Genomic DNA, 23,456 nt, shown 5'->3' on the forward strand with positions numbered 1-23,456 from the left:
AAAATTATAGGGGGAAAGTTGTGAAGAAAAGTAAGAGTTTAATAAGTTTTTTAGGAGTGTTTATTATGTTGTTTTCTTTTTGTTTTCAAGGAAATGTACAGGCGGATGTAAATACTGTTCAATCTGGAAAAATAAAATCAGGAAACGTAACGGTATGGGAAGTAGGAAATGTAGCGAAAGTGTTAGCTGATGTAGAGCGCTTGAATTTGAATACGGTGAATGTACCGATTCAAGTAGATATTTCGGATGTGAATTCGGCTAATATGGTAATTAATCAGGCGCAAAAGAAACAAGCTATTATTTTAATTCAAGAATTACTAAAGCGTAATATACAAGTTATAGTGGAACCATTCCCGTTTATTCAGCAAGGAAATATTGGAGAAACAGAGTGGAACCCGAGTAATATTAATGATTTCTTCTGGAATTGGAAAACGGTTGTTTTACAAGATATTTTTAATTCCATTACAAATAAGTACAATATTTATGGGCTGAAGATCGCTTCTAATTTCGTGAATATGGAATATGCAGAAGGATATTGGAATGATACGATTAATTTTGTTCGCCAGCAGTATAAAGGAAATGTTTTGTATCAAATGAACTGGTGGTTAACTGCAAGTTGGGATCCTTCTTTTGAGGCGAAATTTAAAGAGAAAATAAATCGCCCGTATTTAAAAAAGGTGGATATCGTAAGTATTGATAGTTGGTTTGAAGTTTCAGGAAAAAGAAATCCATCATACGAAGAAGTAAAACAAAGTTTATTTGCGACGACAGTATATAATCGTGGACAAAATGTCGTTCAGCAACTGGAACAATTACATAAAGCAACAGGAAAGCCAATTTATTTTGGCGGATTTAACGTGCCAGCACGTGAACTTGGACTACAAAACCCGTGGAACCCAGATGTTACGAATGTGTTTTCAAAAGATGTACAACTTAACGGGTGGCGTGTTTACCGAGATGTATTAGAACCGAAGCCGTATTTTAAAGGTTTTTCAATTTGGTTTATCGGATCTAATGATAGTAATCATTCCTATCAAATACATAGTAAAGAAGCAGAGACAGTTATTAATGGCTGGTATAAAAAATAATTTTTATAAAGTAGGTAAGTTTTAGAATCCATTACATATATTTTAGTGAAAGGCCTTTCACCATCTTATCACCTAGGGGGCAATCATAATGAAATTTTTGTCATACCTTACAGTAATTTTGGTGATTCTTGGCGGTTTGAATTGGTTGTTTGTAGCGTTAGATTATAATGTAGTTGAGAAATGGTTTGGTTCTATGCCGGCGCTTGTGGATACTATTTATTGGCTCTTTGGTCTTTCAGCTATTTATCAAATTTTTGATCGGTTCTTTACGAGTAAATAGCTATTATACTTTATTACTAGAGTGTTAAGTACGATTATGTACTTAACACTTTTTTGTATGTTTATGAAATAATGAAATGTATATGCAAGCGATTCCATCGCGTCTTACGCCGTAATAACGGAAAACAAATTGACCGTGTATTGTATATAGGTTATAATTCAGAAAGTTTAAAAAATAACAAAAATGAGAAATAGGGAGGTTATCTGGGTGATGGAGAGAGTGTATAATTTTTCAGCAGGACCATCTATACTCCCTTTGCCGGTTTTAGAGAAAGTGCAAAAGGAGCTTGTAAATTATAACGGGACAGGCATGTCTGTTATGGAAATGAGCCATAGATCTTCTTATTTCCAAAGTATTATTGATGAAGCCAGCAGCTTACTTCGTGAATTAATGAACATTCCTGATGATTATGAAGTTTTATTTTTACAAGGCGGTGCGTCATTACAATTTTCTATGATACCGTTAAATTTAATGAGTACGTATAAAAAAGCTGGGTACGTACTGACAGGTTCATGGTCTAAAAAGGCGCAGCAAGAAGCCGGAAAAGTAGGGGAAGTGCAAGTGATTGCTTCTTCTGAAAAAGAGAAATTTACTACGATTCCTAAAATGGATGATTTACCAAATGATGAAGAACTAGATTATATACATATTACAACGAATAATACAATTGAGGGGACAAAATATGTGGATATTCCACATGTAGAAAGAGTGCCGCTTGTTGCGGATATGTCCTCAAATATTTTATCAGAACAATATGATGTTACGAAGTTTGGTCTCATATATGCGGGTGCGCAAAAGAATTTAGGGCCAGCGGGTTTAACGATTGTAATTATAAAAAGAGATTTAATTGGCAGTGCAAGTAGTGCTTGTCCTACGATGCTAAACTATGAAACTTACAGTAAAAATAACTCCCTATATAATACACCGCCATCCTTTAGTATTTATGTGACGAAACTTGTACTAGAGTGGTTGAAAGAACAAGGCGGGGTATCTGCGATTGAAGAACAAAATAGAATGAAATCTTCACTTCTTTACAATTTTTTAGATGAATCTAAATTGTTTACTTCACCAGTTGACCCTACGTATCGATCACTTATGAATATTCCGTTTACAACACCGTCAGAAGAGCTTAACAATCAGTTTTTACAAAAAGCGAAAGAACGCGGTTTCGTTACGCTAAAGGGACATCGCTCAGTAGGTGGTATGCGCGCTAGCATTTACAATGCGATGCCAACCCAAGGTGTACAAGAATTAGTAGACTATATGAAGGAATTCGAGCTTGAGAATAGATAGGGAGATGGGGATATGTTTCGTGTTCAGACGTTAAATCAAATTGCGGAAAAGGGTTTGCAAATTTTTGATGGGAATCGCTATGAAATTGGAGACAAAGTAGGTCATCCAGATGGTATTTTACTTCGCAGCTATTCTTTACATCAAGAAGAATTTTCAGAAGATTTAAAGGCGATTGCAAGAGCTGGTGCCGGTGTAAATAATATTCCTGTTGAGCGTTGTACGGAAAAAGGGATTGTAGTATTTAATACGCCAGGGGCTAATGCGAATGCAGTGAAGGAACTTATTATCGCAAGTCTTATTATGTCTTCCCGTAATATTATAAATGGAGTGAGCTGGACGAAAGAGTTGGATGGAGAAGAAGTACCACAGCTTGTTGAAGCTGGGAAGAAGCAATTCGTTGGATCAGAGATAGCAGGGAAACGTCTAGGTGTTATCGGTCTTGGTGCAATCGGTGCTTTAGTTGCGAACGATGCGTTAGCTTTAGGAATGGACGTTGTCGGATACGACCCATATATATCTGTTGAAACAGCATGGCGTCTTTCTACGCAAGTGCAAAGAGCATTTAGCTTAGATGAAATTTTTGCAACATGTGATTATATTACGTTACATATTCCTCTTACGAATCAAACGAAGGGGATTGTTGGTGAACACGCTATAGAGACGATGAAAAAAGGAATGCGTCTATTCAATTTCTCAAGAGGAGAACTTGTAGATGAAACAGCTCTTCAAAAAGCGTTAGAAGAAGATATTATTACACATTACGTAACAGATTTCCCGAATGAAAATGTTATAAAGATGAAAAATGTAACAGCGACGCCTCACCTAGGTGCATCTACGTCTGAGTCTGAAGAAAATTGTGCGGTAATGGCAGCTCGTCAATTACGTGAATATTTAGAGACAGGAAATATTCGTAATTCAGTAAACTATCCAAACGTAGAACTTCCGTACATTGGAAAAAAACGAATTACGATTATGCATCAAAACGTTCCGAACATGGTAGGGCAAATTACAGGATGTTTAGCAGAACATCATATTAATATTGCGGATATGATTAATCGTAGTAAACATTCTTGGGCGTACACAATGATTGATATTGATAATGGTATTGATGATATAATTAAAGAGAATATTGTGGAAAATATAAGCAAAATTACAGGTGTTGTAGCCGTTCGAATGATTGTGTAAAGGAGAGAGGAACTTGGCAAATATCCGACCGTTTCGGGCCATCCGTCCAGTAGAAGAAAAAGCTGTGCAAGTGGCAGCTTTACCTTACGATGTATTAAATAGTGAAGAGGCAAGAGAAGTTGTAAAAGGGAATCCATATTCTTTCTTACATGTTGATAAAGCAGAAATTGATTTAGATCCAGCACTTTCACCGTATGATGATCGCGTATATGAAAAAGCGGGTGAAAATTTAAAGCAATTTATACAAGAAGAAGTGTTCGTTCAAGATGAAGAGCCAGCGCTTTATATTTATGAACTGACGATGCAAGGAAGAACGCAGTCAGGCCTTGTCGTTTGTACATCGATTGACGAGTATGAAGATGATACAATTAAAAAACATGAAAGAACGCGTCATGAAAAAGAACTAGATCGCATTCGTCACGTAGATGTGTGCGATGCAAATACGGGTCCTATCTTTTTAACTTATCGTACAAAAGAAGAAGTGAAACGTTTAATTGCAAGCTGGAAAGAAGAACATGCGCCAATTTATAAATTTACGGCAGAAGACGGAGTCGAGCATGTTGCGTGGAAGATTGCAGATGAAGAAGTAATTACGAATTTAGTAAATGCATTTGAAGATATCCCTAACTTGTACATTGCAGATGGACATCACCGCTCTGCATCAGCTGCAAAAGTAGGAGTTATGCGAAGAGAGCAATATCCGAATTACACAGGAGAAGAGGGATTCAATTTCTTCCTATCTGTTTTATTCCCTCATGATGAATTATCAATTTGGGATTATAACCGGGTTGTGAAAGATTTAAATGGCTTATCAGTAGAGCAATTTTTAAAGCAAGTGGCGCAATATTTTTATGTGGAAGAAGCAGGTGTTTCACCGTATAAACCAAATGAGCCAAAATCATTTGGAATGTATGTAAACGAGAAGTGGTATAAGCTCACTGTGAAAGAGGAAACATTTGATGCGAATGATCTTGTCAGGCGTTTAGATGTATCTATTTTACAAGATCATTTATTAAGTCAGGTGCTTGAAATACATGATCCGCGCTCTGATTCACGCATTGATTTCGTCGGTGGAATCCGCGGGCTAGAAGAACTAGAACGTCTTGTGAATAGCGGTGAATACAAAGCAGCGTTCGCATTATATCCGACATCAATGGAAGATTTATTAACAATCGCAGACGCTGGAGAAGTAATGCCGCCGAAATCAACGTGGTTTGAACCGAAACTGCGCAGCGGGTTGTTTGTTCACTCATTAAAGTAAATATAGACTTCTTTAGATTGAAAAACCGAAATGATTTTTAGTTTCGGTTTTTCTTTTGTAACAAATGGAACATCAGTTTAGTTAATTGTGGACTGTTTTTAAGGAGGGGTATCGATGAAATTGCAAGTAGGCGAAAAAATCACCTTTGAGCGAACTTTTACAAAAGAAGATGTTGTTTTATTTACAGAAGTATCTAAGGATGAGGGAATTCATCATGTTACACCAGATGAACAAGGACGATTTGTTGTACAAGGTCTTTTAACATCAACGCTTCCTACGAAAGTTGGTGGTGATCATAATGTATTAGCTCGTAAGATGGATTTTGAATTTTTACGCCCTGTTTATAGCGGTGATACGATTCGTTGTGACGTAACAATTGAACAATTTGAACCTGATGAAAAAAATCGTACAAAGATTATTGCGATGTTTACATGTATGAATCAACTTGAAAAAGAAGTATTGAAGGGAAGTTTTTCAGGGATTATTCTTTAAGTAGTAGGCGAAGGAAGCAAATGAAAAAAGATGTAATCAATAAGTGGGGGTGGAAAAATCCCCACTTATTTAAAGTTTCACTTTATGCCACTCCACTTTCTAAAAGATAGAAAGATCCATTTTCACAATCAATTTCCGCCATCGCACCGTAAGGTAAAATAAACTTCGGTTCGGTATGGCCAAAATTTAAATTATAAAGAATCGGCAAATCTTCTAAGTTATATTCCTTCATAACTGTAAGTATTTCGTGTTTATATTCTTCATAATATTTTTCGTCTTTTGGTTTACCAAAAATGATGCCAGTTGCTTTTTGCAGAATGCCTTGTGCTGCATAATTTCGTAACCAATACTTTATATAACTTGGTTCTGGATGATCTTCAGAGGTTTCAAAGAAAAGGATACTATTCTCCCAATGTTTTTTCTCTGGCCAAATTTCCGTTCCTTTTACAAACTCCAGTACTTCCATACAACCACCAATTAAACGCCCTTGTACAGTGGTAGAGCCTTGAAGTAGCTCATATCCATTGTTTTGCTGCATCGTACGCCGTTGATCCTTATTTACCTCTATCCATTCTAAACGCTCACTCGTCCATTCATGAGCTGGTTGAATTTCGCCAATAATCTCATTTGAAAAGAGAGTTCGATTCACCATTTCAATTGTATATGGATCCATCTCCACATTTTCGGCAAAATCGGTTAAAATTGCTGGACCGTAAAAAGAAGAAATTCCTGCTTTATGACAAAACAAGTGTGAAATGGTAACGTCAGAGTACCCCATAAAAATTTTTGGGTTTTCCCGTATCACATTAAAATCTATATAGGGAAGTAAACGGATGCTATCTTCTCCGCCAATATTCGCAATGATTGCTTTCACGCGCGTATCTTTAAATGCTGTCATTAAATCTTCCGCACGAGCCTCTGGGTTGTTATAAATGAATTCGCTACCTTTTAAACTATTTGGCATTGGGACAACCTTAAGACCGAAAACTTTTTCTAATCTTTTTACTCCTTGCTCATAACGCCATCTTAGCTCAGAATCACCTGCTCCTCCCCAAGAAGGACTTACTGTTGCCACAATATCTCCTGCCTGTAATCTCTTTGGTTTCATTAACATTTTAATCCCGCTCCTACATCATTTAATAAAAAACGATTATACAAACCGTAGCATAATATTAGTTTCTCCCTCATCAACAACTTCTCCTGCTGCTATTCAAGAATCTAGCACTGTTGCTGAATATAGGGATAATCTACAATATTAAGCGTAAATGAGTTGTAAAATTAAAACGCATATGTGTAGTACATAATAAATAATGTTATTGTACCGTGTTACTTACATGTAAATTTAGAATAAAGTTTGATCAAAATCTTATATTAAAATAAAAAACAAACCACTGTTCGATTTGAATATTCCACGATATAATGGTGAGAGTTTATACTTGAAGAAATATTTACATAAGAAGTGAGGTACTGTATGAAGAAAAGAACGACAGACATTATTTTTATTATTATTGGTGCATTCCTTTTTGCATTAGGTGTGAATTTGTTTGTTATCCCGAACGAGTTTGGTGAAGGCGGGGTAACGGGTATCACGATTATTACCTACTATTTATTTGAATGGTCACCAGGCTTAGTCAACTTAATTCTAAACGCGTTTTTGTTAATAGCTGGCTATAAATTTTTGAATAAGATAACAACAATTTATACGATCATTGCTGTAGTTACTAACTCGCTATTTCTTCATTTGACAGAGGGCTGGTATATTACTTCAGATGAAATGCTCGTAAATGCCATTTTCGGAGGGATATTTATAGGATGCGGGATTGGTCTAATTATTCGTGTTGGCGGAACAACAGCAGGTACTACTATCTTAGCAAGAATGACGCATAAGTATTTAGGATGGAGCATTAGTTATGGTCTATTGTTCTTCGATTTAATAGTTGCTTTTTCATCTTATTTCATCATTGGTGCAGAAAAGCTGATGCTGACAATTATTATGTTATATGTAGGAACGAAAGTGATGGAATTTGTAATTGAAGGTTTGAATCCGAAAAAGGCCATTACGATTATTTCTGATAACCCGGATGAAATTGCCAAAAAGGTGACTACCTTAATGGACAGAGGGGTTACCGTGTACTCAGGTCATGGTTATTATACAAAAACCCCGAAGGACATTCTTTACATTGTTATCAATAAGCAAGAAGTAATAAAGTTAAAACGGATTGTTCAAACTACGGATCCGGCTGCTTTCATCGCTATACACGATGTTCGTGATGTGTTTGGGGAAGGGTTTGTTGATATTTCTAAGGCTTAATAAGAGTTAGAATTAGTTTTTAAAAAGGCAGAAAATGAGCAATATTTTTTATTGAAATAATCTTAATGCGAAAATATGAGAATCTATTTTGATCACTTAATTATCAAGACCTAAATTTTAAAAAAACAAATAAATTCAAGGACATTATATATTTTATATGACTAATATGTAATGTCCTTTCTTATTCCACAATGATACCCGTTTGTTGACGATTAATTTTCATTATGCTTTTTGTGCCGAGTCCAATGCTTTTTTTAATTCGTCCGGTTTTTGAGTGCCGATTACCACTGTGTTATATTTCAACTTTAACTCTATACCTTTCTTTCCATTCATGTTATAGGCCGTTTCACCCTTAAGGTTAAAACGAATTCCCCATCCTCCGAATCTTTTTAGTGGACTGTAAGTAATGCTTTCATAGTGACGTATATTTTTGAAAAGGTACTGTTTATATTGAAAATGAAAAGGAACAAAACGAACATAAAGACCTTTTTCACGGACTTCTATAATCAGTTTCAATACCCCAAGCATTAATACAGGAAAGGCAATCCCAAAAAACAACCACAAAGCAATTAACGCACCATTGGGAGCTGGTTTATCTCCAAACGGGGTATCAAGGATAATTTGTTGAATGAATCCATACCACATCAGTGCTGCGATCCCCAATATGAGTATCCATACCCAAATTTGTTGTGGTCGCTGAACCTCACGAAAGATAATACGTTCTTGTTGTTTCATTAATGATTGTCACCTCCTAAATGATTTATTACAGGGAATCCTTTTTGATCCAGTAATATGTATCCTTTGTTGTTATTCTCTAAGAGAACCTCTTGTACTCTCATAGCACTTCACCCCTAAAAAAATTAACGCTCAGTCTAAAGACCTCACAACGCTTTCCGTTATGAGATACGTTAGCTACCTAAATTATACAAACTTTTCCGAATTCAGTATACATATAGAGTTTTATTTTTATTATCTGTATAAGTAATCTAATGTTTATAAGAAAAGAGGATATACGCTCATATATTGAACGTAATATCCTCTTCTTAGTTTAGTCTATTTAAAATCTATTTCAAAACGGATTCTTTTTATTTATCGTAAAATATTGGCTTGTAGGTATTATTAATGAACCTTTATTCCAAAGCTACATTATCATACGATCTGTTGTACTGTATTGCGGTTCTAATGCGTAGTATCTTTGATAACCTCAATAATTTCACGTAATGGATTTTAAAATTTGGCTAATTACCATGAAAAAATTAATGCTGGAATTGTTTTTCTTTTTCTTGCAAAAAGTACAATTCTTTCTTAATGTAAGAATGTAGAAGGATGAACAAGAGAGGGTTTAATGAAGATGATACATATTTTATTAGCTGATGATGACAAGCATATTAGAGAGTTATTACATTACCATGTACAAAAAGAGGGGTTTAAAGTTTTTGAGGCTGAAGATGGAAAGGTAGCTCAAGGCATATTAGAGAAAGAAAATATTCATCTTGCGATAGTGGATATTATGATGCCGTTTATTGATGGCTATACGTTATGTGAAGAAATCAGGAAGTATCATGATATACCTGTTATATTATTAACAGCGAAAGATCAGTTAGTTGATAAAGAAAAAGGGTTCATTTCTGGCACGGACGATTATATTGTGAAACCATTTGAACCAGCTGAAGTGATTTTCCGTATGAAAGCATTATTGCGTCGTTATCAAATGCTTAGTGCTGATATTATTACGCTGCACGGGACGACAATTGATCGAAAAGGGTTTGAAGTGAAATGTAACGGTCAGACGATTTTGCTACCACTGAAGGAATTTGAATTATTATCACAACTTGCTAGTTATCCTGGAAGAACATTTTCAAGAGAAGAATTAATTGAGTTAGTGTGGGGAATGGATTTTGAAGGGGATGAACGAACGGTCGATGTTCATGTGAAGCGACTGAGAGATCGTTTTTCAAAGCGAACAGATGATTTTCAAATTACGACAGTGCGCGGGCTCGGTTATAAGTTGGAGTTGAAATAAGATGAAATCATTGTATTCTAGATTTGTTTTTATGACGGTTGGGATTATGCTACTTAGTAGTATAATTGGCTTTTTATTAACAAATGTATATTATCAGGTGAAGTTAAAACCGTATAATAGTGAAAAGATTTTAATGTATGCTGAGGAAGTAAAATCATTATATGAAAAGCAAAGTGAAGAAAATAAAGAGGCATACTTACAGTCTATTGCGAAATTAGGATATGAAATTTATATTGTAGATGACGAAAATCATGGAAAGCGTATTGGGAATGCGTTTCGTAAGATAACAATTAGTGATGATACAGTTCATAAAGTATTGCAAGGTGAAACGTTTAATGGCGTTTCCACATATCCAACCCGTTTGTTTATTACAGGATTCTTCGATAATGAATTAATTAATAGCGTTGGTGTCCCATTAAAACATGGTGATAAACAGTACGCTTTATTCATCCGCCCTGACATTCAGCAACAATTTGGTGAAATGAGAATTTTCCTAGCGGTATTACTTGGGTTTATCGTTTTATTAAGTATCATTTTTATAGCGATTGCAGCAGGGTATATCGTTCGTCCAATTCGAACATTTACGAAAGCGACTCAAAAGATTGCAAGTGGTGAATATGATATCGAATTAGATGAAAATCGAAAAGATGAAATTGGTACACTAGCAACTAATTTTCAAAAGATGACGAAAAGTATTAAAGAATTAGATCAAATGAGACAAGAGTTCGTTTCTAACGTTTCGCATGAATTTCAATCTCCACTTTCTTCGATACAAGGTTTTTCGAAAACATTACAATCGGAGAATATGAGTGAAGAGGAACGAAAACGTTACTTGAAAATTATTGAGGGCGAAAGTAAGCGGATGTCTAGTTTATGTAAACAGTTACTTACGCTTGCTTCATTAGATAAAGAAGAGAAAGTTCTACAAATTAAAGAGTTTCATTTGCAAAAGCAAATTAAAGACGTCATTTTTATGCTCGAGTGGAAATGGCGTGAAAAAGATATAGCCGTCGAATTTGATGTGCCAGACATCGTCATAAAAGGTGACGAAAACTTACTTCATCAAGTATGGAGTAATATTTTTACGAATAGCATTAAGTTTTCAAACGATGGTGGAACCGTTGAATTTGTTGTAGAAGAATTAGAGTCTAGCGTTATGATCTCTATATCAGACAGCGGAATCGGCATGGAAAAAGAAGAAATGGATCGTATATTTGATCGTTTTTACAAAGTAGACACAGCAAGGGCAAGAAACATAGAAGGTAGTGGTTTAGGATTATCGATTGTGCAGAAAATTGTTGAACTGCATCAAGGAACCGTTTCAGTATATAGTACGAAAGGGGAAGGGACGACTGTTCGGGTTGAGCTTCCTAAATAGATGGAAGAGGCTGTTTGGGAACGGCCTCTTCTTTTTTTGTCGCTAGTATACGTGTAAAGTGAAAAAATGTGAGTCATTTTAATTACATAATCGGACGAGTTTGTGGAGTGAGTTCAGGAGGAAGTTTATTTGAAAATGTAGAATCTCTACAGAGTTATAAGAATTTTATTGAAACTTTAGCTATTTAGGGAGGAAGTTACTTTGAAACGAGTTGACTTGTTTTTAAATGTACTAGATTCAACATTCAATAAAGAGAGTTGGTATGCACCGTTTAAACATGCTATAGAAGGACTTACAGCCGAACAGGCTATCTGGAAACCACCTGGAGAGGGAATGAAAACCATTTGGGAGAACGTTAATCATCTCATTTATTACAAAGAGAGACTTGCTGCAAACTTGGAAGGCCGTGAATGGACACATAATCTCGACGGTGATGAAACCTTTTATCTTACCAATCAATCTAATGGTGATAAGGAATGGAAGAAAGTCGTTGAACGTTCTGAAAATGCTCAATGTAATTTAAGACAGGTATTGAGTGCAATTTCCGAAAAAGAGCTTGAACAAAATTCACTTGAGGGTAAACTACTGGACATCATGCTTCATGATGCTTATCATACAGGCCAAATTATTCAATTAAGGAAAATGCAGGGGGCATGGCCATCAAATCGTTGACTGAACGTTCTAGTTATTCCATTAAAGGCGTTATTGTTGAATAAAACTTAGATTTTTAAACGACTTTATTGTTTTATTTTTAGTGTAGTGAAGTATCTTACATACAAAATTAAGCAACTATATTTTTAACCCCGTCCTAAATTTAGAACGGGGTTATGCTTGTTTGGGCTTTTAAAATTAAATAACTTTATTATCTCTACACATTACGGATTAGATAATATTTTATTTTTGCTATAAAGCCGCACCTTTCCCGCACTCTTTCTTAAACCGAAGCCCAAAAGTATCCGCTTTGACACTCCCACCCCTAAAGGGGCCAGCTGACTAACGTCAGTGGGATTCTTGCTACCAAAGGCGAAGTCCATTTCTGGTATCGCTGACGTGCAAGATTGCGGTGTGCCATCACCACTCCCACAACAGACCATATAGGTTCGTGGGCTACGGTACTGTGACCATACCGTACAGATTGTTCGTTCTCAAATGTTTTTACGTCTTTTGCATGACGACTTAATACATTTTACGGAGTAGAAGAATTGGCTACCCCAACCTCATATGTATTCTGTTTTCAGAGAACAGTCGTTTTAGAGTCTTTTGCATGACTATGAATAAAGTATACCATGTTTTGCTATGCAAAAACGATGCTTTCATCCCACGTCTAAAGACGGACTAAAGTCCTGCGTGGGCTTTCCCGTATCGTAAATTCTGTAATTTCATCAGCTTTCGGCAATGAACGTAATTTCGGATGAAGCAGCCATACGAGAGAAATAAATAAAATTCCGATGCTAGCAAGCGCGAAAATGAGTTGGCTACTAAATACATTTGCGGTGTATCCGCCAATTAAAGAGCCGAACGGCATAGCGATTGTACCCATACATCTTATTTTCGGTAATTACTGAATATTTAATCTTTCCTCTGTAATCTTCTGTTCATATTCCGTTCATAATTCTTTTTTATGATAAGTGCATAGAAAGTAATAGGAAGGAGCGAGCGAAATGTTTTTAGCTCTGCGTGAATTAAAACAATCAAAATTAAGATATGGATTAATCGGACTTATTATGGTGTTATTATCATTTTTAGTCCTTGTAATTTCAGGATTAGCAAATGGATTATCGTATGATAATGCTTCATCGATTCAAAATATGGAGGCAAATAAATTTGTACTAGCGGATGATGCGGAAAATAAATTACTTCGTTCACAAATTAAGAAAGAAGATGTAGATAACGTAGTAAATCAAGCAGGCGAGAAAGAGGCAGTTCCGTTTCGTGTGAAAGTTTCAACGTATGAAAAGAAAGATAGTTCGAAAAAAGTTGATGTTGCTATTTTCTCAAGTGAACGTGATTCATTTTTAGAACCGAAAATTGTAGAAGGCGAGAAATTAGGTACAGCAAACAACGAAATGGTTGCTGATGAATCAATTAAAGAAAAAGGAATTGATATTGGGGATACAATTATTGATCCTGTTTCAAAGAAAGAATTTAAAATCGTTGGATTTACGAAAGATCAAATGTTTAGCCATACACCAGTCGTTTATGTAAATGAAGACGTATGGGGTGCTATTTCACAACCAAACCAAAAAGATTATAGTGCAATTGCGCTTAATACAGATAAAGAAATTAAAAATGCACATGTTATCGACAAAAAAGAAGTATTACAAAGTATTCCAGGATTTAAAGAAGAGCAAGGAACATTAACGATGATTATTGCGTTCTTACTTGTTATCGCTGCGTTACTAATCGGTGTATTCTTCTACGTAATTACGTTGCAAAAAACACAGCAATTAGGTGTACTAAAAGCAATTGGTACGAAAAATTCTTATTTAGCAAATAGCTTAGTCGTGCAGGCGTTATTCTTATCAGTCGTTGCGATGGTAATCAGTATTGTTCTTGTACAAGGATTAGAACAGATTTTACCAGCGGGTATGCCGTTCTTATTAACAACACCAATGATTGCACAATATGCAGCAATCTTTATCGTAATTAGTATTTTAGGAACACTTATTTCGTTATATCAAGTATTAAAAGTTGATGCGTTAGAAGCAATTGGAGGCGGGATGTAATGACTTCATTATTAAAATTAGACAAAGTAAGTAAAGTGTACGGAGAAGGGAATACAGAAGTAACAGCCCTTCATCCGATGTCGCTTGATGTGAAAGCTGGAGAGTTTATCGGAATCGTCGGTCCTTCTGGATCAGGGAAAAGTACGTTATTATCAATCGCGGGTGCTTTACTATCACCGTCAAAAGGGGATATTTATATTCGGGAGCAAAATATTACGAAGTTATCAGAAAAGGAAATGACAGACATTCGTTTGAAAAAAATCGGCTTCATTTTCCAGTTCGCAAATCTTATTCCATATTTAAATGTAAAAGAACAATTGCTTTACATTGCAAAGCTAAAAAAAGAAAACAAACAAGAATCTGAAAAGCGTGCGGATCACTTGCTAGCAGTATTTGGATTAGGAGAAAGAAAAACTCATTATCCAAATCAACTATCGGGCGGGGAAAAACAAAGGGTAGCAATCACTCGTGCTTTCATGAACAACCCAGATTTAATATTAGCTGATGAACCAACTGCAAGCTTAGACTCAAAACGTGCTCGTGAAGTAGTTGAAATGATGAAACGTGAAGTGAAAGAAAGTCAAAAAGCAGCAATTATGATTACACATGATGAAAGAATGCTTGATGTATGTGATCGTATATTGACGCTTAGAGATGGGAAGTTAATATAAAGAAAAAAGACAACCGTACACATATGTGCGGTTGTCCTTTTTATAGAATATATTAAGATAGTTATAATAGCATTATTTTGAGAAAAACATTTTAATTTTGTTGCGCGTAACTAATAAAAGTCCGCCTATAATTGATAACATTCCGAGTGGCACGTTATTTGATTGCTCACTACCAGCGTTTGGAAGTTCTCTAGCATTGTTTTTCGCTGGAACAGTAGTAGTAGTGTTATTATCCACTTTCGTTTGTTGAGGTTGTGATACTTCATTAATCTTGTTATCTACATTTTGCTGCGTTGTATGTACCTCAGCTAATTTGTCATCAATTTTTTTCTCAGTATGTTTAAAATCGTTTATTTTAATATCTAAGTCTTGTTTTTTCTTTGTTAAATCGTCTGAAACAGTTTGTTTCGCTTGTTTGATTTCGTTCAATTTATTTATTAAGTCCTGTCTAGCTTCTTGTAACTCAGCTAGTTTATTTTTCACATCTTGTTTAGCTAGTTCTAAGTTAGAGGAAAGGCTATCTAAATTTTGTTTAATTTTTTTAAGTTCTTCTAACGTGTTACCGGTATTCGGCTTATTTTCTTTAATTTCAGCAAGTTTATCCTCAGCAGTTTGTTTCGCTTTCTTTAACTCAGCTAATGTTTCATCTACATGTTTTTTAACTTCCTTAAGTTCATTAACCTTCTGGTCGATGTTCTCTTTATGCTGCTTAATTTCATTCACTTTTTCATCGACAGTTTGTTTATGATCCTTAATCTCATTAACCTTTGCATCAACAGTTTGTTTATGCTCTTTAATTTCAGCAACTTTGTCTTCTACTTGCTTTTTATGCTCTTTAATTTCAGCGATTTTCTCATCGGCAATTTGTTTGTCTTGCTGAAGCTTTGCATCTAACTCTTGTTTATGTTGTTTAATCTCGCCGATTTTTTCATCAGCAACTTGTTTACGTTGATGCAGTTCATTAACCTTTGTATCAACATTTTCCTTAACTTGGTTAAGTTCATTTAATGTTTGATCCACATTTTCTTTGTGCTGCTGCAATTTCGCATCTAACTCTTGTCTATGTTGCTTAATCTCAGCTAATCGATCTCCAGTGCTTTGCCCAGCAGTAGCATCATTTACTTCTGCATGAGTAGGGGTAGATCCCGCGATCATTGCTAAAGCTAGTGTAGACGCAGCGATTGTTTGTTTTGTTTTCATATTTTTGTACCTCTTTCCTATGAATAACCTCTATTGTGTAAAATTGAGCATATAAAAGCAGATTATTATATCATTATATACCATCTGGATGCTTGGAGGAATCATTTTCATAATAATCTATGACTATTAAATAACCTTTTGTAGCTATGGAGTAGGGGATAAAAGTCCACTTTACAATTATCAACGGACGAAGGGTAGGCTTTCGGCGAATTTCGGTTTTTGTTGAAAAACAGCTCTATATTCAGTTACAGAGCTAAAGTTCGAGTGATAAAAATGGAGAATATAAAATATAGTGAAACGAAAAATTCACGTCTTTATATATCTTTTTTTAATTAGTCGCACCAAAATCCATAATAACCCCTTGAATAAAGTCAACTAAGTTGACTTTATTCAAGGGGTTATTGTACTATGCATAATATAGTCAACCAGGTTGTGACGTGGTTGCAGTATAAAGGGGGTTTTTAAATGAAAGTAGAAGTGTGGTCAGACATTGCTTGTCCATTCTGTTATATTGGGAAACGTCGTATTGAAGCAGGGCTTGAGCAGTTTGCTCATAAAGATCAAGTGCAAATTGTTTATAAAAGCTTTCAACTGAATGAAAATGCGAAGAAAGATACGGAATATGATGCGTACGATGCGCTTTCCACTAGGTCTGGAATGAGCCGTGAAGCAGCAAAGGAGATACACGAGAAGCTTGCCAAACAGGCTGAAGAAGATGGTTTGGAACTTAGATTTGATACGCTTCAGATGACAAATACGTTAGACGCTCACCGTCTGCTTCACTTTGCGGCGCAGCATGGCAAAAATAATGAGGTAGCTGAGCTGTTGTTCAAAGTTTATTTTACCGAATGTAAGCATATCGGCCGTCATGAAACGTTGATTGCGATTGCCGCTGAAGTAGGACTTGATCCGAAAGCTACAGAGGAGATGCTGAAAAGCGAGCAGTTCACCGATGAAGTGCGAGCGGATCATCTCGAGGGCATTCGTTTGGGTGTAAGTGGCGTACCGTTTTACGTTATCGATCGCAAATATGCTGTTTCTGGTGCGCAGCCGGCGAATGTGTTTCTCGAAGCGCTTGAGAAAACATGGGCTGAATCACAGTCACTGGCCGTGCTGAATACTACTTCAGACGAAGCCGGTCCAGTTTGCGAGAATGGCGTTTGCAAGAACGAGTAGTGTGTCTTTTTTCAACGAGAGGGAAAAGCATTGTTCTGACCGAACGTGGTTGTTGTGGCTGCATGCAGGATGGTTCGAGTAAGTAGATGCTCATGCGGTGAAGAAATAGATAATTAGTAGGCATGGGGAGAGATCTCTGTGTCTCTTTTTTATGAAAAACAAGGAAATGAGATTTAGTGATGGAAAGTATTGAGTATGCGGCTATTGGAAGGAGAATTCGATAGCTTAAAGAATATGCAGTATGAATGTAAAAGATTAAATAGCAATGCTAAAGGAGAACATAATGTACACAATTGGACAAGTTGCTAAATTTTTAGGTGTATCTAGGGATACTTTGAAATTTTATGAGGAAAAGGATTTGGTCAAGCCAAAGCAAAATATTGAGAATGGGTATAGAAAATATAATCATTTTGATATATATGATATAACAACGGTAAATTTTTATAGAGAAATGGATATTGAAATAAAAAAATCCAGGTATTAAGAAAAAGTAAGAGTATAGAGGGATTAAAATCGTTGTTAGAAGAGAAAGAACAAGAAGTGTTAGAGGAAATAGAATATAAAAAACTTCTTTTAAAAAAGCTTCAAATAGTAAAAGAAGATTGTGAAAAAATCAATCGATTTGTAGGGAAATACATAGTAAAAGAAATGAAGTCTTTAGAAATAAAAGGAGAGATAGAACATTTTACTGCGTATGATGAATATGAGTCTTTAAAAAAGAATACAGACAGCTTAAAAAAGGCAGTTACTCTAACATCTTTACGAAGAGTTATAAGTTTCAATGAAGAAGCTATTATAGAAGATAAATTTATAATTGTAAAAAAAGTAGAGAACTTTGATAACGAAATAGAAGGTGAAATTCTATCTCACCCAAAATGTATTTATACAGTTATCGAAGATGGAAGATGGGCAACTGGTGGGAAAAGTATTGATCATAAAGTGGAAGCTAGTTTAAGAAAAGTAGCAATAGAAAAAGGGTATGAACTTTTGGGACTAGTTTATATAAATCTTTTACTTACCACGTATGAAGAGGGGCTTGAACGTATATTTTTAGAAATTTATGCACCTATCAAATAATGCAGACATGTATTGACCTGTGAGTAACCTCCAGGTTTAAGCTGAAGGTATTCGTAAATATAAATACTATTATGTTTACGAAATACTTAGTTTGAAATGGGGATTACGCATGAATAGAGAAAAGAAACTAAAAAAACCAGTAGCAAGTTTTATTCTACTAACCAATATCATTTTTTTACCACTTTTTTGTCTTGTAGGAGCTATAAGTATGTTGGGATTTCCGGCGTGGGTCTTTGATGTAATATTTTGTATATCATCTTGGTCCTCGACCTTTGCTTTTGCAGTGCTATTTAAAAAAATCTATCCCGGGCAGAGTTTTATCCAATTTGTAAAAGATAAATTCAAGAATAAACTTAAATTATCTGTGATTCTTACTGTCAGTATGATTCAAGCTTTCATATTTTTAATGATTATGTTTCTGATATCTAAAAACAGTGAAGTAGACTCTATTTTTACTGTATCTTCATGGGGAATGCTAATCTATTTCTTTGTTAAAAACTTTCTTGCAGGGCCACTAGGAGAAGAAATAGGTTGGAGAGGTTTCGCCCAAATTGAGCTCCAAAAGAAGCATTCACCATTAAAAGCTTCGATAATCATAGGATTTTGGTGGGGGATGTGGCATTTACCTATATGGTTTACTACAGGATTTATGGGAATTGATTTATTCAAATATATCTTATTTTTTATGATTTCTATCATATCCATTAAAATTGTCATGACAGCATTTTATAACTTAAATCAAAATTTAATCATCCCAATCATCATCCACCAATTCTTTAATTTTTTTATTGGCATAATAAACGGAAACTTAATTGATTTAATCATGTATAACGCAATTTTTTATTTAGTAGTAGCAGTTTTTATGATTGTTATAAATCCAAAGAGAATATTGTATGGAAGGGAAGATACGAATAGTAGGCATGGAAAGTACTATAGGGCATAGTGGTAGATTTATTGGACTTTTTTATGAAAAACAAGGAAATTAAATTTAGTGATGGAAAATATAATTATAAATATATTGTTGAATAATTTATATTTCATCTGAATATATCAGTCATTTGTGTCACCACTTAAAGCTCCAATAATTCAATTATATATTAAGCACTGTCTTCTAGAAACTAAAGGGAAGGGGAAATAAAAGATGTTGAAACTACAAGGAAAATACAATGAAGCGAAAGTATTTACTACTAATGTTGAAGAAACTGCAGCAGGTCAAATTATTGATCTTTGTAATCAAGAGTTCGTAAAGGATAGCAAGATTCGTATTATGCCAGATACACATGCGGGCGCAGGTTGCACTATTGGGACAACAATGACAATTCAAGATAAAATCGTTCCTAATTTAGTCGGGGTTAACTAATCGGCTCAGACTTTAAACTACTCACTCAATTGACTGGGAACCCTAACGATAAAAGGCGAGGGCAATCAGCAGCCAGTGGTTATGGTGACATAATCGAATGGTTCAGAGACTTGTATCAGGTTAGCAGACTAAGATACAGAATTATTCCTCATCCATTTTGAGGTGAAGAGGAATAATTAATACGGTGAGCCTACGGTAGAGACTGCGTATCTCGATGACTGTAGAGAAGGTATAGTCCACTCTTTCAGGAAACTGGGAGGTAAGTACGATATTGGTTGTGGCATGGAAGTTGTTAAGATTAATAAGAAGAAAGAGGAAATCAACTTCGACCACTTAGACGAAACGATTCGTCAATTTGTCCCAAGTGGTTTTCGTATTCGAGATAAGGAACATCGATTTACAAAAATGATTGATTTTGCTAGTGTAAGAGCTCCATTTACATTACAACGTGCTCAAAAGAGTATTGGTACGCTTGGTGGTGGAAATCATTTTGTCGAACTGAATGAGGATGATAAAGGGAATGTATTCATTGTCATTCATAGTGGTTCTCGTAATTTAGGTAAACAAATAGCAGAGTATTATCAAAACCTTGCTTATGAGCAACTTATCAACGTTAAATCTATTAAAGAGGAAATCATTGAACGTTTAACAAGAGAAGGCAGACAAAAAGAAATACATGAAGCTATACGTGGAATTAACAAACCGACGATTCGCAAAGAGTTAGCTTATTTAGAAGGACAAGGATTTAAAGATTACATGAATGATATGAAAATCGCTCAAAAATATGCGGAGTTAAATCGTAAAGCAATGATGGATGAAATCATCACTAGAATGGAGTGGAAAGTAACAGATCAATTCACTACAATCCATAACTACATCGATATGGAAAATATGATTTTACGAAAAGGTGCTATTTCAGCTCAGAAAGATGAACGAGTAATCATTCCAATTAACATGAGAGACGGTTCAATTATTGCATTTGGTAAAGGAAATCCAGATTGGAACTTTTCTGGACCGCATGGAGCGGGGCGCATTATGAGTCGTAAGAAGGCTAAAGAAGTACTTAACTTAGAGGATTTTCAAAATACAATGACAGCAGTTTGGACTACATCTGTTGCAGAAAGTACTTTAGACGAAGCCCCAATGGTATATAAGCCGTTGGATGAAATTGTTGAGAATACAAAAGAAACAATTGATATTAAACATATTATTAAGCCGATTTATAATTTTAAGGCTAATTAAAAGATGAGTAACGTGTATTGTAATGAAATATAGTATTGGAAAGTGGTCAGTATATTACTATTGGGAGTAGAGTAGGAGGATTATGAAAAATAATGTAAATGTTTATATAGGGGTAGCAGCGGCTATAAGCATTTTTATTCTTTCTATAGTTTTCCTTTATTTTAATCCTTACAGTAATCAAATCACTGTGAATTTTCTGCGTGAAGTATAAAAAACAGCCATTCCTTAGTGAAACGGCTGTTTTCGTAATTCAATAAAAGCTCCCAGATTGCGGTAGATATTTTTAAATATTATTTTGTTTTTTTTAACTTGATTATAATAAAAGATGGACTTCGCGATTCGTTTATTAAATCTGGCATTTTCTCTATCCCTGCCAAAGTTGATTGTGGTTCGATTATTTTATCCAGCGAAAGCCCGTGTTCAATCAAAGTATTTATTAATGTGGCAACAGTTCTATGATAAATAACCACACTATCGTCAACAAACCAGTTGTGTACTCTGATTCCTTCTTCTTGATAATTATCTAATGCCCAGTGTGATTTATTACCATCCTCAGTTTTTATCCAATGGTTGCTTCCTTTGCGAGCTGTTGCTATTGGATGTTCGGTTGAAAAGATAAGTTCACCACTGCTTTTTAATAGTTCATTAATCTTTTGAATCATTGCCGAGTAATCTTCAATGTAATGTATAGAGAGGGAACTTATAATCAGGTCGAACTTTTGATTGGTTAGTCCCATATCCTCCATAGGAAGACACATAAATTCTATGTTATCATCCTGATTTAACTTTTTAGCACGTTCAATCATATTTTTGGATATGTCTACACCTATTACGTTTTTTGCACCATTTTCTATACAATACTTTGAAAAATGACCATCACCGCAACCCAAGTCTAATACCGATTTTCCTTTCAAACACAGAATTAATGATTTGATTGCTGGCTGTTCTATGAAGTCATTAGCGTTTATTCCACTTTCACGCAATGCTGTGTAGTTTTTGAAGAAATTCGGATTATCGTAAATATTTTGTTTCACTTACATCACTCCTCTGATAAGGTTTTCATAGATTAAGCTGACTTCTGTTTCCAAATTATCATACTAACCATAAAAATTTTGTCATCCTTTTATTATAGTAATGGTTTTTAGGAAGATATCTCGAACTCAATATTTTCACAATCCTGCCCGTTTGCTGAATAATCTGCTGTAAATACTATACCGTATTAAGAAAATTAACCTTTATTTTAATTAAAAGCAACAATCTTTACGAAAAGAGCCTTTTATTTTTTATTAAGCTATTGAAACGGTAGTGAAGGGACGAGAGCGTAATGAAGCGAGAACTATCGAAATTAGCGGATGTACTAGTCAATCATTCGACTAAAGTGCAGCCTGGTGATCAAGTATTAATTCAAAGTGTTACTGAAATAGATCCCGCAGTAGTTCGTGAAATTATTAAGTCTGTGGAAAAAGCAGGGGGATATGCGCATGTATCAATGCGCGATGTTTCTGTTACGAGGCAATTGATTTTGTCAGGGTCTGAAGAACAATTTAAGTTATTTGCAGATTGGGAGTGTTATCGCTTAAGTAAGATGCAAGTATATATTAATCTCCGTAGTCCTAGAAATGCATATGAATTAGCAGATGTACCATCAGAAAAAATGAAATTATATCAAAAGATATTTGGAAAAGCTCATAGTGAAGCAGTGTATAAAACAAGATGGGTGACAACAAGAATCCCGAATGCGGCGTCTGCGCAAGAAGCGAATATGAGCACTGAGGCCTATGAAAAATTTTATTATGATGTATGTACGTTAGATTACAATAAAATGTCGAAAGCAATGAATCCGTTAAAAGAATTAATGGAAAAGAAAAAGCAAGTTAGGATTATTGGAGAAGGTACGGATTTGAAGTTTTCAATTGAAGGAATTGGCGTTTTAAAAGGAGATGGAACGGATAATATCCCTGATGGCGAAATATATACAGCACCTGTCAAAGATTCAGTAAATGGAGTAATAACATTTAATACCGTATCTGTTCAACAAGGTTATGCGTTTCAAAATATAAAGTTACATATTAAGCATGGAAAAATAATAGAGGTATATGCAAACGATACAGAGCGAATAAATCAAATTCTTGATACGGATGAGGGAGCAAGATATATAGGAGAATTTGCATTGGCGTTTAATCCATATATATTACACCCGATGAATAATACGTTATTTGATGAAAAAATAAATTGTAGTTATCATATAGCAATTGGAGATTCGCTACAAGGTGCAGACAACGGGAATAAATCAGCGATACACTGGGATTTAGTAAACATTCAAAGGCCAGAGTATGGTGGTGGTGAAATTTGGTTTGATGATGTACTGATAAGAAAAGATGGACGTTTTATTTTACAAGAGTTGTTCGGATTAAATGAAGAAAATTTGAAAAGATAAAAACTACGTTTATTTAAGTAGGCTACATAAAATAATCAATCTTTTTCATAAAAACTTAAGGAAGCCAAAAGAACCCCGCACATTTTAATCAAAATGTGTGGGGTTCTTCTTTTTATAAAATAAATATTTGTAGTGTGGAATATATCCAATTGATTAACCAAACTAGTATTTTAGGGGCATTAACTGAAACCATAAATATAACCTCATGTCTATCTTGTTGATGAATTTCATTGTCCTCGGATAAAAAACAGTAAAC

General features: G+C 35.0%; 21 protein-coding genes and 2 pseudogenes. 18 read left to right on the forward strand and 5 right to left on the reverse strand.

What is annotated here, in order from left to right; translation table 11 throughout:
- The first annotated feature begins 20 nt into the window (after nt 1-20).
- The 6 genes from ACE38F_RS12820 (at nt 21) to ACE38F_RS12845 (ending at nt 5,599) form a co-directional block, all read left to right on the forward strand.
- Entirely contained in the window at nt 21-1,088 is a 1,068-nt protein-coding gene (locus ACE38F_RS12820) for a glycoside hydrolase family 113 (protein WP_375370409.1), read from the forward strand.
- An 88-nt stretch (nt 1,089-1,176) separates the two neighbouring features.
- Nucleotides 1,177-1,368 (forward strand): DUF378 domain-containing protein, encoded by a 192-nt coding sequence (locus ACE38F_RS12825; RefSeq protein ID WP_002084566.1) that lies wholly within the window; start codon nt 1,177-1,179, stop codon nt 1,366-1,368.
- 210 nt (nt 1,369-1,578) lie between these two features.
- Nucleotides 1,579-2,661: a 3-phosphoserine/phosphohydroxythreonine transaminase gene (gene serC / locus ACE38F_RS12830; RefSeq protein WP_002110718.1), complete on the forward strand. Its 1,083-nt coding sequence runs from the start codon at nt 1,579-1,581 to the stop codon at nt 2,659-2,661.
- Between the two features lie 12 nt (nt 2,662-2,673).
- Entirely contained in the window at nt 2,674-3,846 is a 1,173-nt protein-coding gene (locus ACE38F_RS12835) for a 3-phosphoglycerate dehydrogenase family protein (protein ID WP_016105381.1), read from the forward strand.
- Between the two features lie 13 nt (nt 3,847-3,859).
- Nucleotides 3,860-5,107 (forward strand): DUF1015 domain-containing protein, encoded by a 1,248-nt coding sequence (locus ACE38F_RS12840; protein ID WP_375370408.1) that lies wholly within the window; start codon nt 3,860-3,862, stop codon nt 5,105-5,107.
- 114 nt (nt 5,108-5,221) lie between these two features.
- Complete coding sequence (locus tag ACE38F_RS12845) at nt 5,222-5,599, forward strand: hotdog family protein (RefSeq protein WP_215553587.1); 378 nt, start codon at nt 5,222-5,224, stop codon at nt 5,597-5,599.
- 82 nt (nt 5,600-5,681) lie between these two features.
- Here the strand turns inward: ACE38F_RS12845 and ACE38F_RS12850 are convergent, their stop codons facing one another.
- Nucleotides 5,682-6,713, reverse strand: a complete 1,032-nt coding sequence (locus ACE38F_RS12850; RefSeq protein WP_375370407.1) for a S66 family peptidase — start codon at nt 6,711-6,713, stop codon at nt 5,682-5,684.
- 357 nt (nt 6,714-7,070) lie between these two features.
- On the opposite strand from ACE38F_RS12850, the gene ACE38F_RS12855 reads away from it, so the two are divergent.
- Nucleotides 7,071-7,910, forward strand: a complete 840-nt coding sequence (locus tag ACE38F_RS12855) for a YitT family protein (RefSeq protein ID WP_078181084.1) — start codon at nt 7,071-7,073, stop codon at nt 7,908-7,910.
- A 222-nt stretch (nt 7,911-8,132) separates the two neighbouring features.
- Here ACE38F_RS12855 and ACE38F_RS12860 read toward each other — a convergent pair whose 3' ends face one another.
- Nucleotides 8,133-8,645: a DUF6141 family protein gene (locus tag ACE38F_RS12860; protein WP_215553584.1), complete on the reverse strand. Its 513-nt coding sequence runs from the start codon at nt 8,643-8,645 to the stop codon at nt 8,133-8,135.
- A 610-nt stretch (nt 8,646-9,255) separates the two neighbouring features.
- On the opposite strand from ACE38F_RS12860, the gene ACE38F_RS12865 reads away from it, so the two are divergent.
- From ACE38F_RS12865 to ACE38F_RS12875, 3 genes are all read left to right on the forward strand, one after another.
- Nucleotides 9,256-9,933, forward strand: a complete 678-nt coding sequence (locus ACE38F_RS12865; RefSeq protein WP_186320882.1) for a response regulator transcription factor — start codon at nt 9,256-9,258, stop codon at nt 9,931-9,933.
- A gap of 1 nt (nt 9,934) precedes the next feature.
- Complete coding sequence (locus tag ACE38F_RS12870; RefSeq protein ID WP_375370406.1) at nt 9,935-11,311, forward strand: sensor histidine kinase; 1,377 nt, start codon at nt 9,935-9,937, stop codon at nt 11,309-11,311.
- Between the two features lie 201 nt (nt 11,312-11,512).
- Nucleotides 11,513-11,983, forward strand: a complete 471-nt coding sequence (locus ACE38F_RS12875; protein WP_375370405.1) for a DinB family protein — start codon at nt 11,513-11,515, stop codon at nt 11,981-11,983.
- Nucleotides 11,984-12,635: 652 nt separating this feature from the next.
- Here the strand turns inward: ACE38F_RS12875 and ACE38F_RS12880 are convergent.
- Nucleotides 12,636-12,860 (reverse strand): annotated as a pseudogene (locus tag ACE38F_RS12880) (hypothetical protein); the annotation flags it as partial.
- A 112-nt stretch (nt 12,861-12,972) separates the two neighbouring features.
- Between ACE38F_RS12880 and ACE38F_RS12885 the strand changes: the two are divergent.
- Both ACE38F_RS12885 and ACE38F_RS12890 read left to right on the forward strand, forming a co-directional pair.
- Nucleotides 12,973-14,037: an ABC transporter permease gene (locus ACE38F_RS12885; protein ID WP_215553579.1), complete on the forward strand. Its 1,065-nt coding sequence runs from the start codon at nt 12,973-12,975 to the stop codon at nt 14,035-14,037.
- Nucleotides 14,037-14,708: an ABC transporter ATP-binding protein gene (locus ACE38F_RS12890; protein ID WP_375371267.1), complete on the forward strand. Its 672-nt coding sequence runs from the start codon at nt 14,037-14,039 to the stop codon at nt 14,706-14,708. The genes ACE38F_RS12885 and ACE38F_RS12890 overlap by 1 nt, the downstream gene beginning before the upstream one ends.
- Before the next feature lie 72 nt (nt 14,709-14,780).
- Here ACE38F_RS12890 and ACE38F_RS12895 read toward each other — a convergent pair whose 3' ends face one another.
- Complete coding sequence (locus tag ACE38F_RS12895) at nt 14,781-15,908, reverse strand: LPXTG cell wall anchor domain-containing protein (RefSeq protein WP_375371266.1); 1,128 nt, start codon at nt 15,906-15,908, stop codon at nt 14,781-14,783.
- A 465-nt stretch (nt 15,909-16,373) separates the two neighbouring features.
- Here ACE38F_RS12895 and ACE38F_RS12900 point away from each other — a divergent pair, with 465 nt between their 5' ends.
- From ACE38F_RS12900 to ACE38F_RS12920, 5 genes and pseudogenes are all read left to right on the forward strand, one after another.
- A complete protein-coding gene (locus tag ACE38F_RS12900) occupies nt 16,374-17,084 on the forward strand; it encodes a DsbA family oxidoreductase (protein ID WP_002110697.1) in 711 nt (236 codons plus the stop codon).
- A gap of 283 nt (nt 17,085-17,367) precedes the next feature.
- Nucleotides 17,368-18,161: pseudogene (locus ACE38F_RS12905) on the forward strand (MerR family transcriptional regulator).
- 109 nt (nt 18,162-18,270) lie between these two features.
- A complete protein-coding gene (locus ACE38F_RS12910; RefSeq protein WP_215579012.1) occupies nt 18,271-19,104 on the forward strand; it encodes a CPBP family intramembrane glutamic endopeptidase in 834 nt (277 codons plus the stop codon).
- Between the two features lie 198 nt (nt 19,105-19,302).
- Nucleotides 19,303-19,521 carry an RtcB family protein gene (locus ACE38F_RS12915; protein WP_002110694.1) on the forward strand — a complete coding sequence of 73 codons (219 nt, stop codon included), beginning with the start codon at nt 19,303-19,305 and terminating at the stop codon, nt 19,519-19,521.
- 282 nt (nt 19,522-19,803) lie between these two features.
- A complete protein-coding gene (locus ACE38F_RS12920) occupies nt 19,804-20,763 on the forward strand; it encodes an RtcB family protein (RefSeq protein ID WP_002110692.1) in 960 nt (319 codons plus the stop codon).
- 290 nt (nt 20,764-21,053) lie between these two features.
- Here the strand turns inward: ACE38F_RS12920 and ACE38F_RS12925 are convergent, their stop codons facing one another.
- Nucleotides 21,054-21,797 (reverse strand): class I SAM-dependent methyltransferase, encoded by a 744-nt coding sequence (locus ACE38F_RS12925; protein WP_375371265.1) that lies wholly within the window; start codon nt 21,795-21,797, stop codon nt 21,054-21,056.
- Between the two features lie 290 nt (nt 21,798-22,087).
- Here ACE38F_RS12925 and ACE38F_RS12930 point away from each other — a divergent pair, with 290 nt between their 5' ends.
- The gene (locus ACE38F_RS12930) at nt 22,088-23,200 is read left to right on the forward strand and encodes an aminopeptidase (RefSeq protein WP_375371264.1); all 1,113 of its coding nucleotides are present in this window, start codon (nt 22,088-22,090) and stop codon (nt 23,198-23,200) included.
- Nucleotides 23,201-23,456 lie beyond the last annotated feature (256 nt).

The sequence above is a fragment of the Bacillus altaicus genome, assembly GCF_042136375.2.
GTDB classification, from domain to species: Bacteria; Bacillota; Bacilli; order Bacillales; family Bacillaceae_G; genus Bacillus_A; species Bacillus_A cereus_U.

Coding starts and splice junctions, on each gene's coding strand:
- ACE38F_RS12825 (WP_002084566.1), top strand. CDS start 1,177: ATGAAATTTTTGTCATACCTTACAGTAATTTTGGTGATTCTTGGCGGT.
- serC (WP_002110718.1), top strand. CDS start 1,579: ATGGAGAGAGTGTATAATTTTTCAGCAGGACCATCTATACTCCCTTTG.
- ACE38F_RS12835 (WP_016105381.1), top strand. CDS start 2,674: ATGTTTCGTGTTCAGACGTTAAATCAAATTGCGGAAAAGGGTTTGCAA.
- ACE38F_RS12845 (WP_215553587.1), top strand. CDS start 5,222: ATGAAATTGCAAGTAGGCGAAAAAATCACCTTTGAGCGAACTTTTACA.
- ACE38F_RS12850 (WP_375370407.1), bottom strand. CDS start 6,713: ATGTTAATGAAACCAAAGAGATTACAGGCAGGAGATATTGTGGCAACA.
- ACE38F_RS12855 (WP_078181084.1), top strand. CDS start 7,071: ATGAAGAAAAGAACGACAGACATTATTTTTATTATTATTGGTGCATTC.
- ACE38F_RS12860 (WP_215553584.1), bottom strand. CDS start 8,645: ATGAAACAACAAGAACGTATTATCTTTCGTGAGGTTCAGCGACCACAA.
- ACE38F_RS12865 (WP_186320882.1), top strand. CDS start 9,256: ATGAAGATGATACATATTTTATTAGCTGATGATGACAAGCATATTAGA.
- ACE38F_RS12870 (WP_375370406.1), top strand. CDS start 9,935: ATGAAATCATTGTATTCTAGATTTGTTTTTATGACGGTTGGGATTATG.
- ACE38F_RS12885 (WP_215553579.1), top strand. CDS start 12,973: ATGTTTTTAGCTCTGCGTGAATTAAAACAATCAAAATTAAGATATGGA.
- ACE38F_RS12890 (WP_375371267.1), top strand. CDS start 14,037: ATGACTTCATTATTAAAATTAGACAAAGTAAGTAAAGTGTACGGAGAA.
- ACE38F_RS12895 (WP_375371266.1), bottom strand. CDS start 15,908: ATGAAAACAAAACAAACAATCGCTGCGTCTACACTAGCTTTAGCAATG.
- ACE38F_RS12900 (WP_002110697.1), top strand. CDS start 16,374: ATGAAAGTAGAAGTGTGGTCAGACATTGCTTGTCCATTCTGTTATATT.
- ACE38F_RS12910 (WP_215579012.1), top strand. CDS start 18,271: ATGAATAGAGAAAAGAAACTAAAAAAACCAGTAGCAAGTTTTATTCTA.
- ACE38F_RS12915 (WP_002110694.1), top strand. CDS start 19,303: ATGTTGAAACTACAAGGAAAATACAATGAAGCGAAAGTATTTACTACT.
- ACE38F_RS12920 (WP_002110692.1), top strand. CDS start 19,804: ATGGAAGTTGTTAAGATTAATAAGAAGAAAGAGGAAATCAACTTCGAC.
- ACE38F_RS12930 (WP_375371264.1), top strand. CDS start 22,088: ATGAAGCGAGAACTATCGAAATTAGCGGATGTACTAGTCAATCATTCG.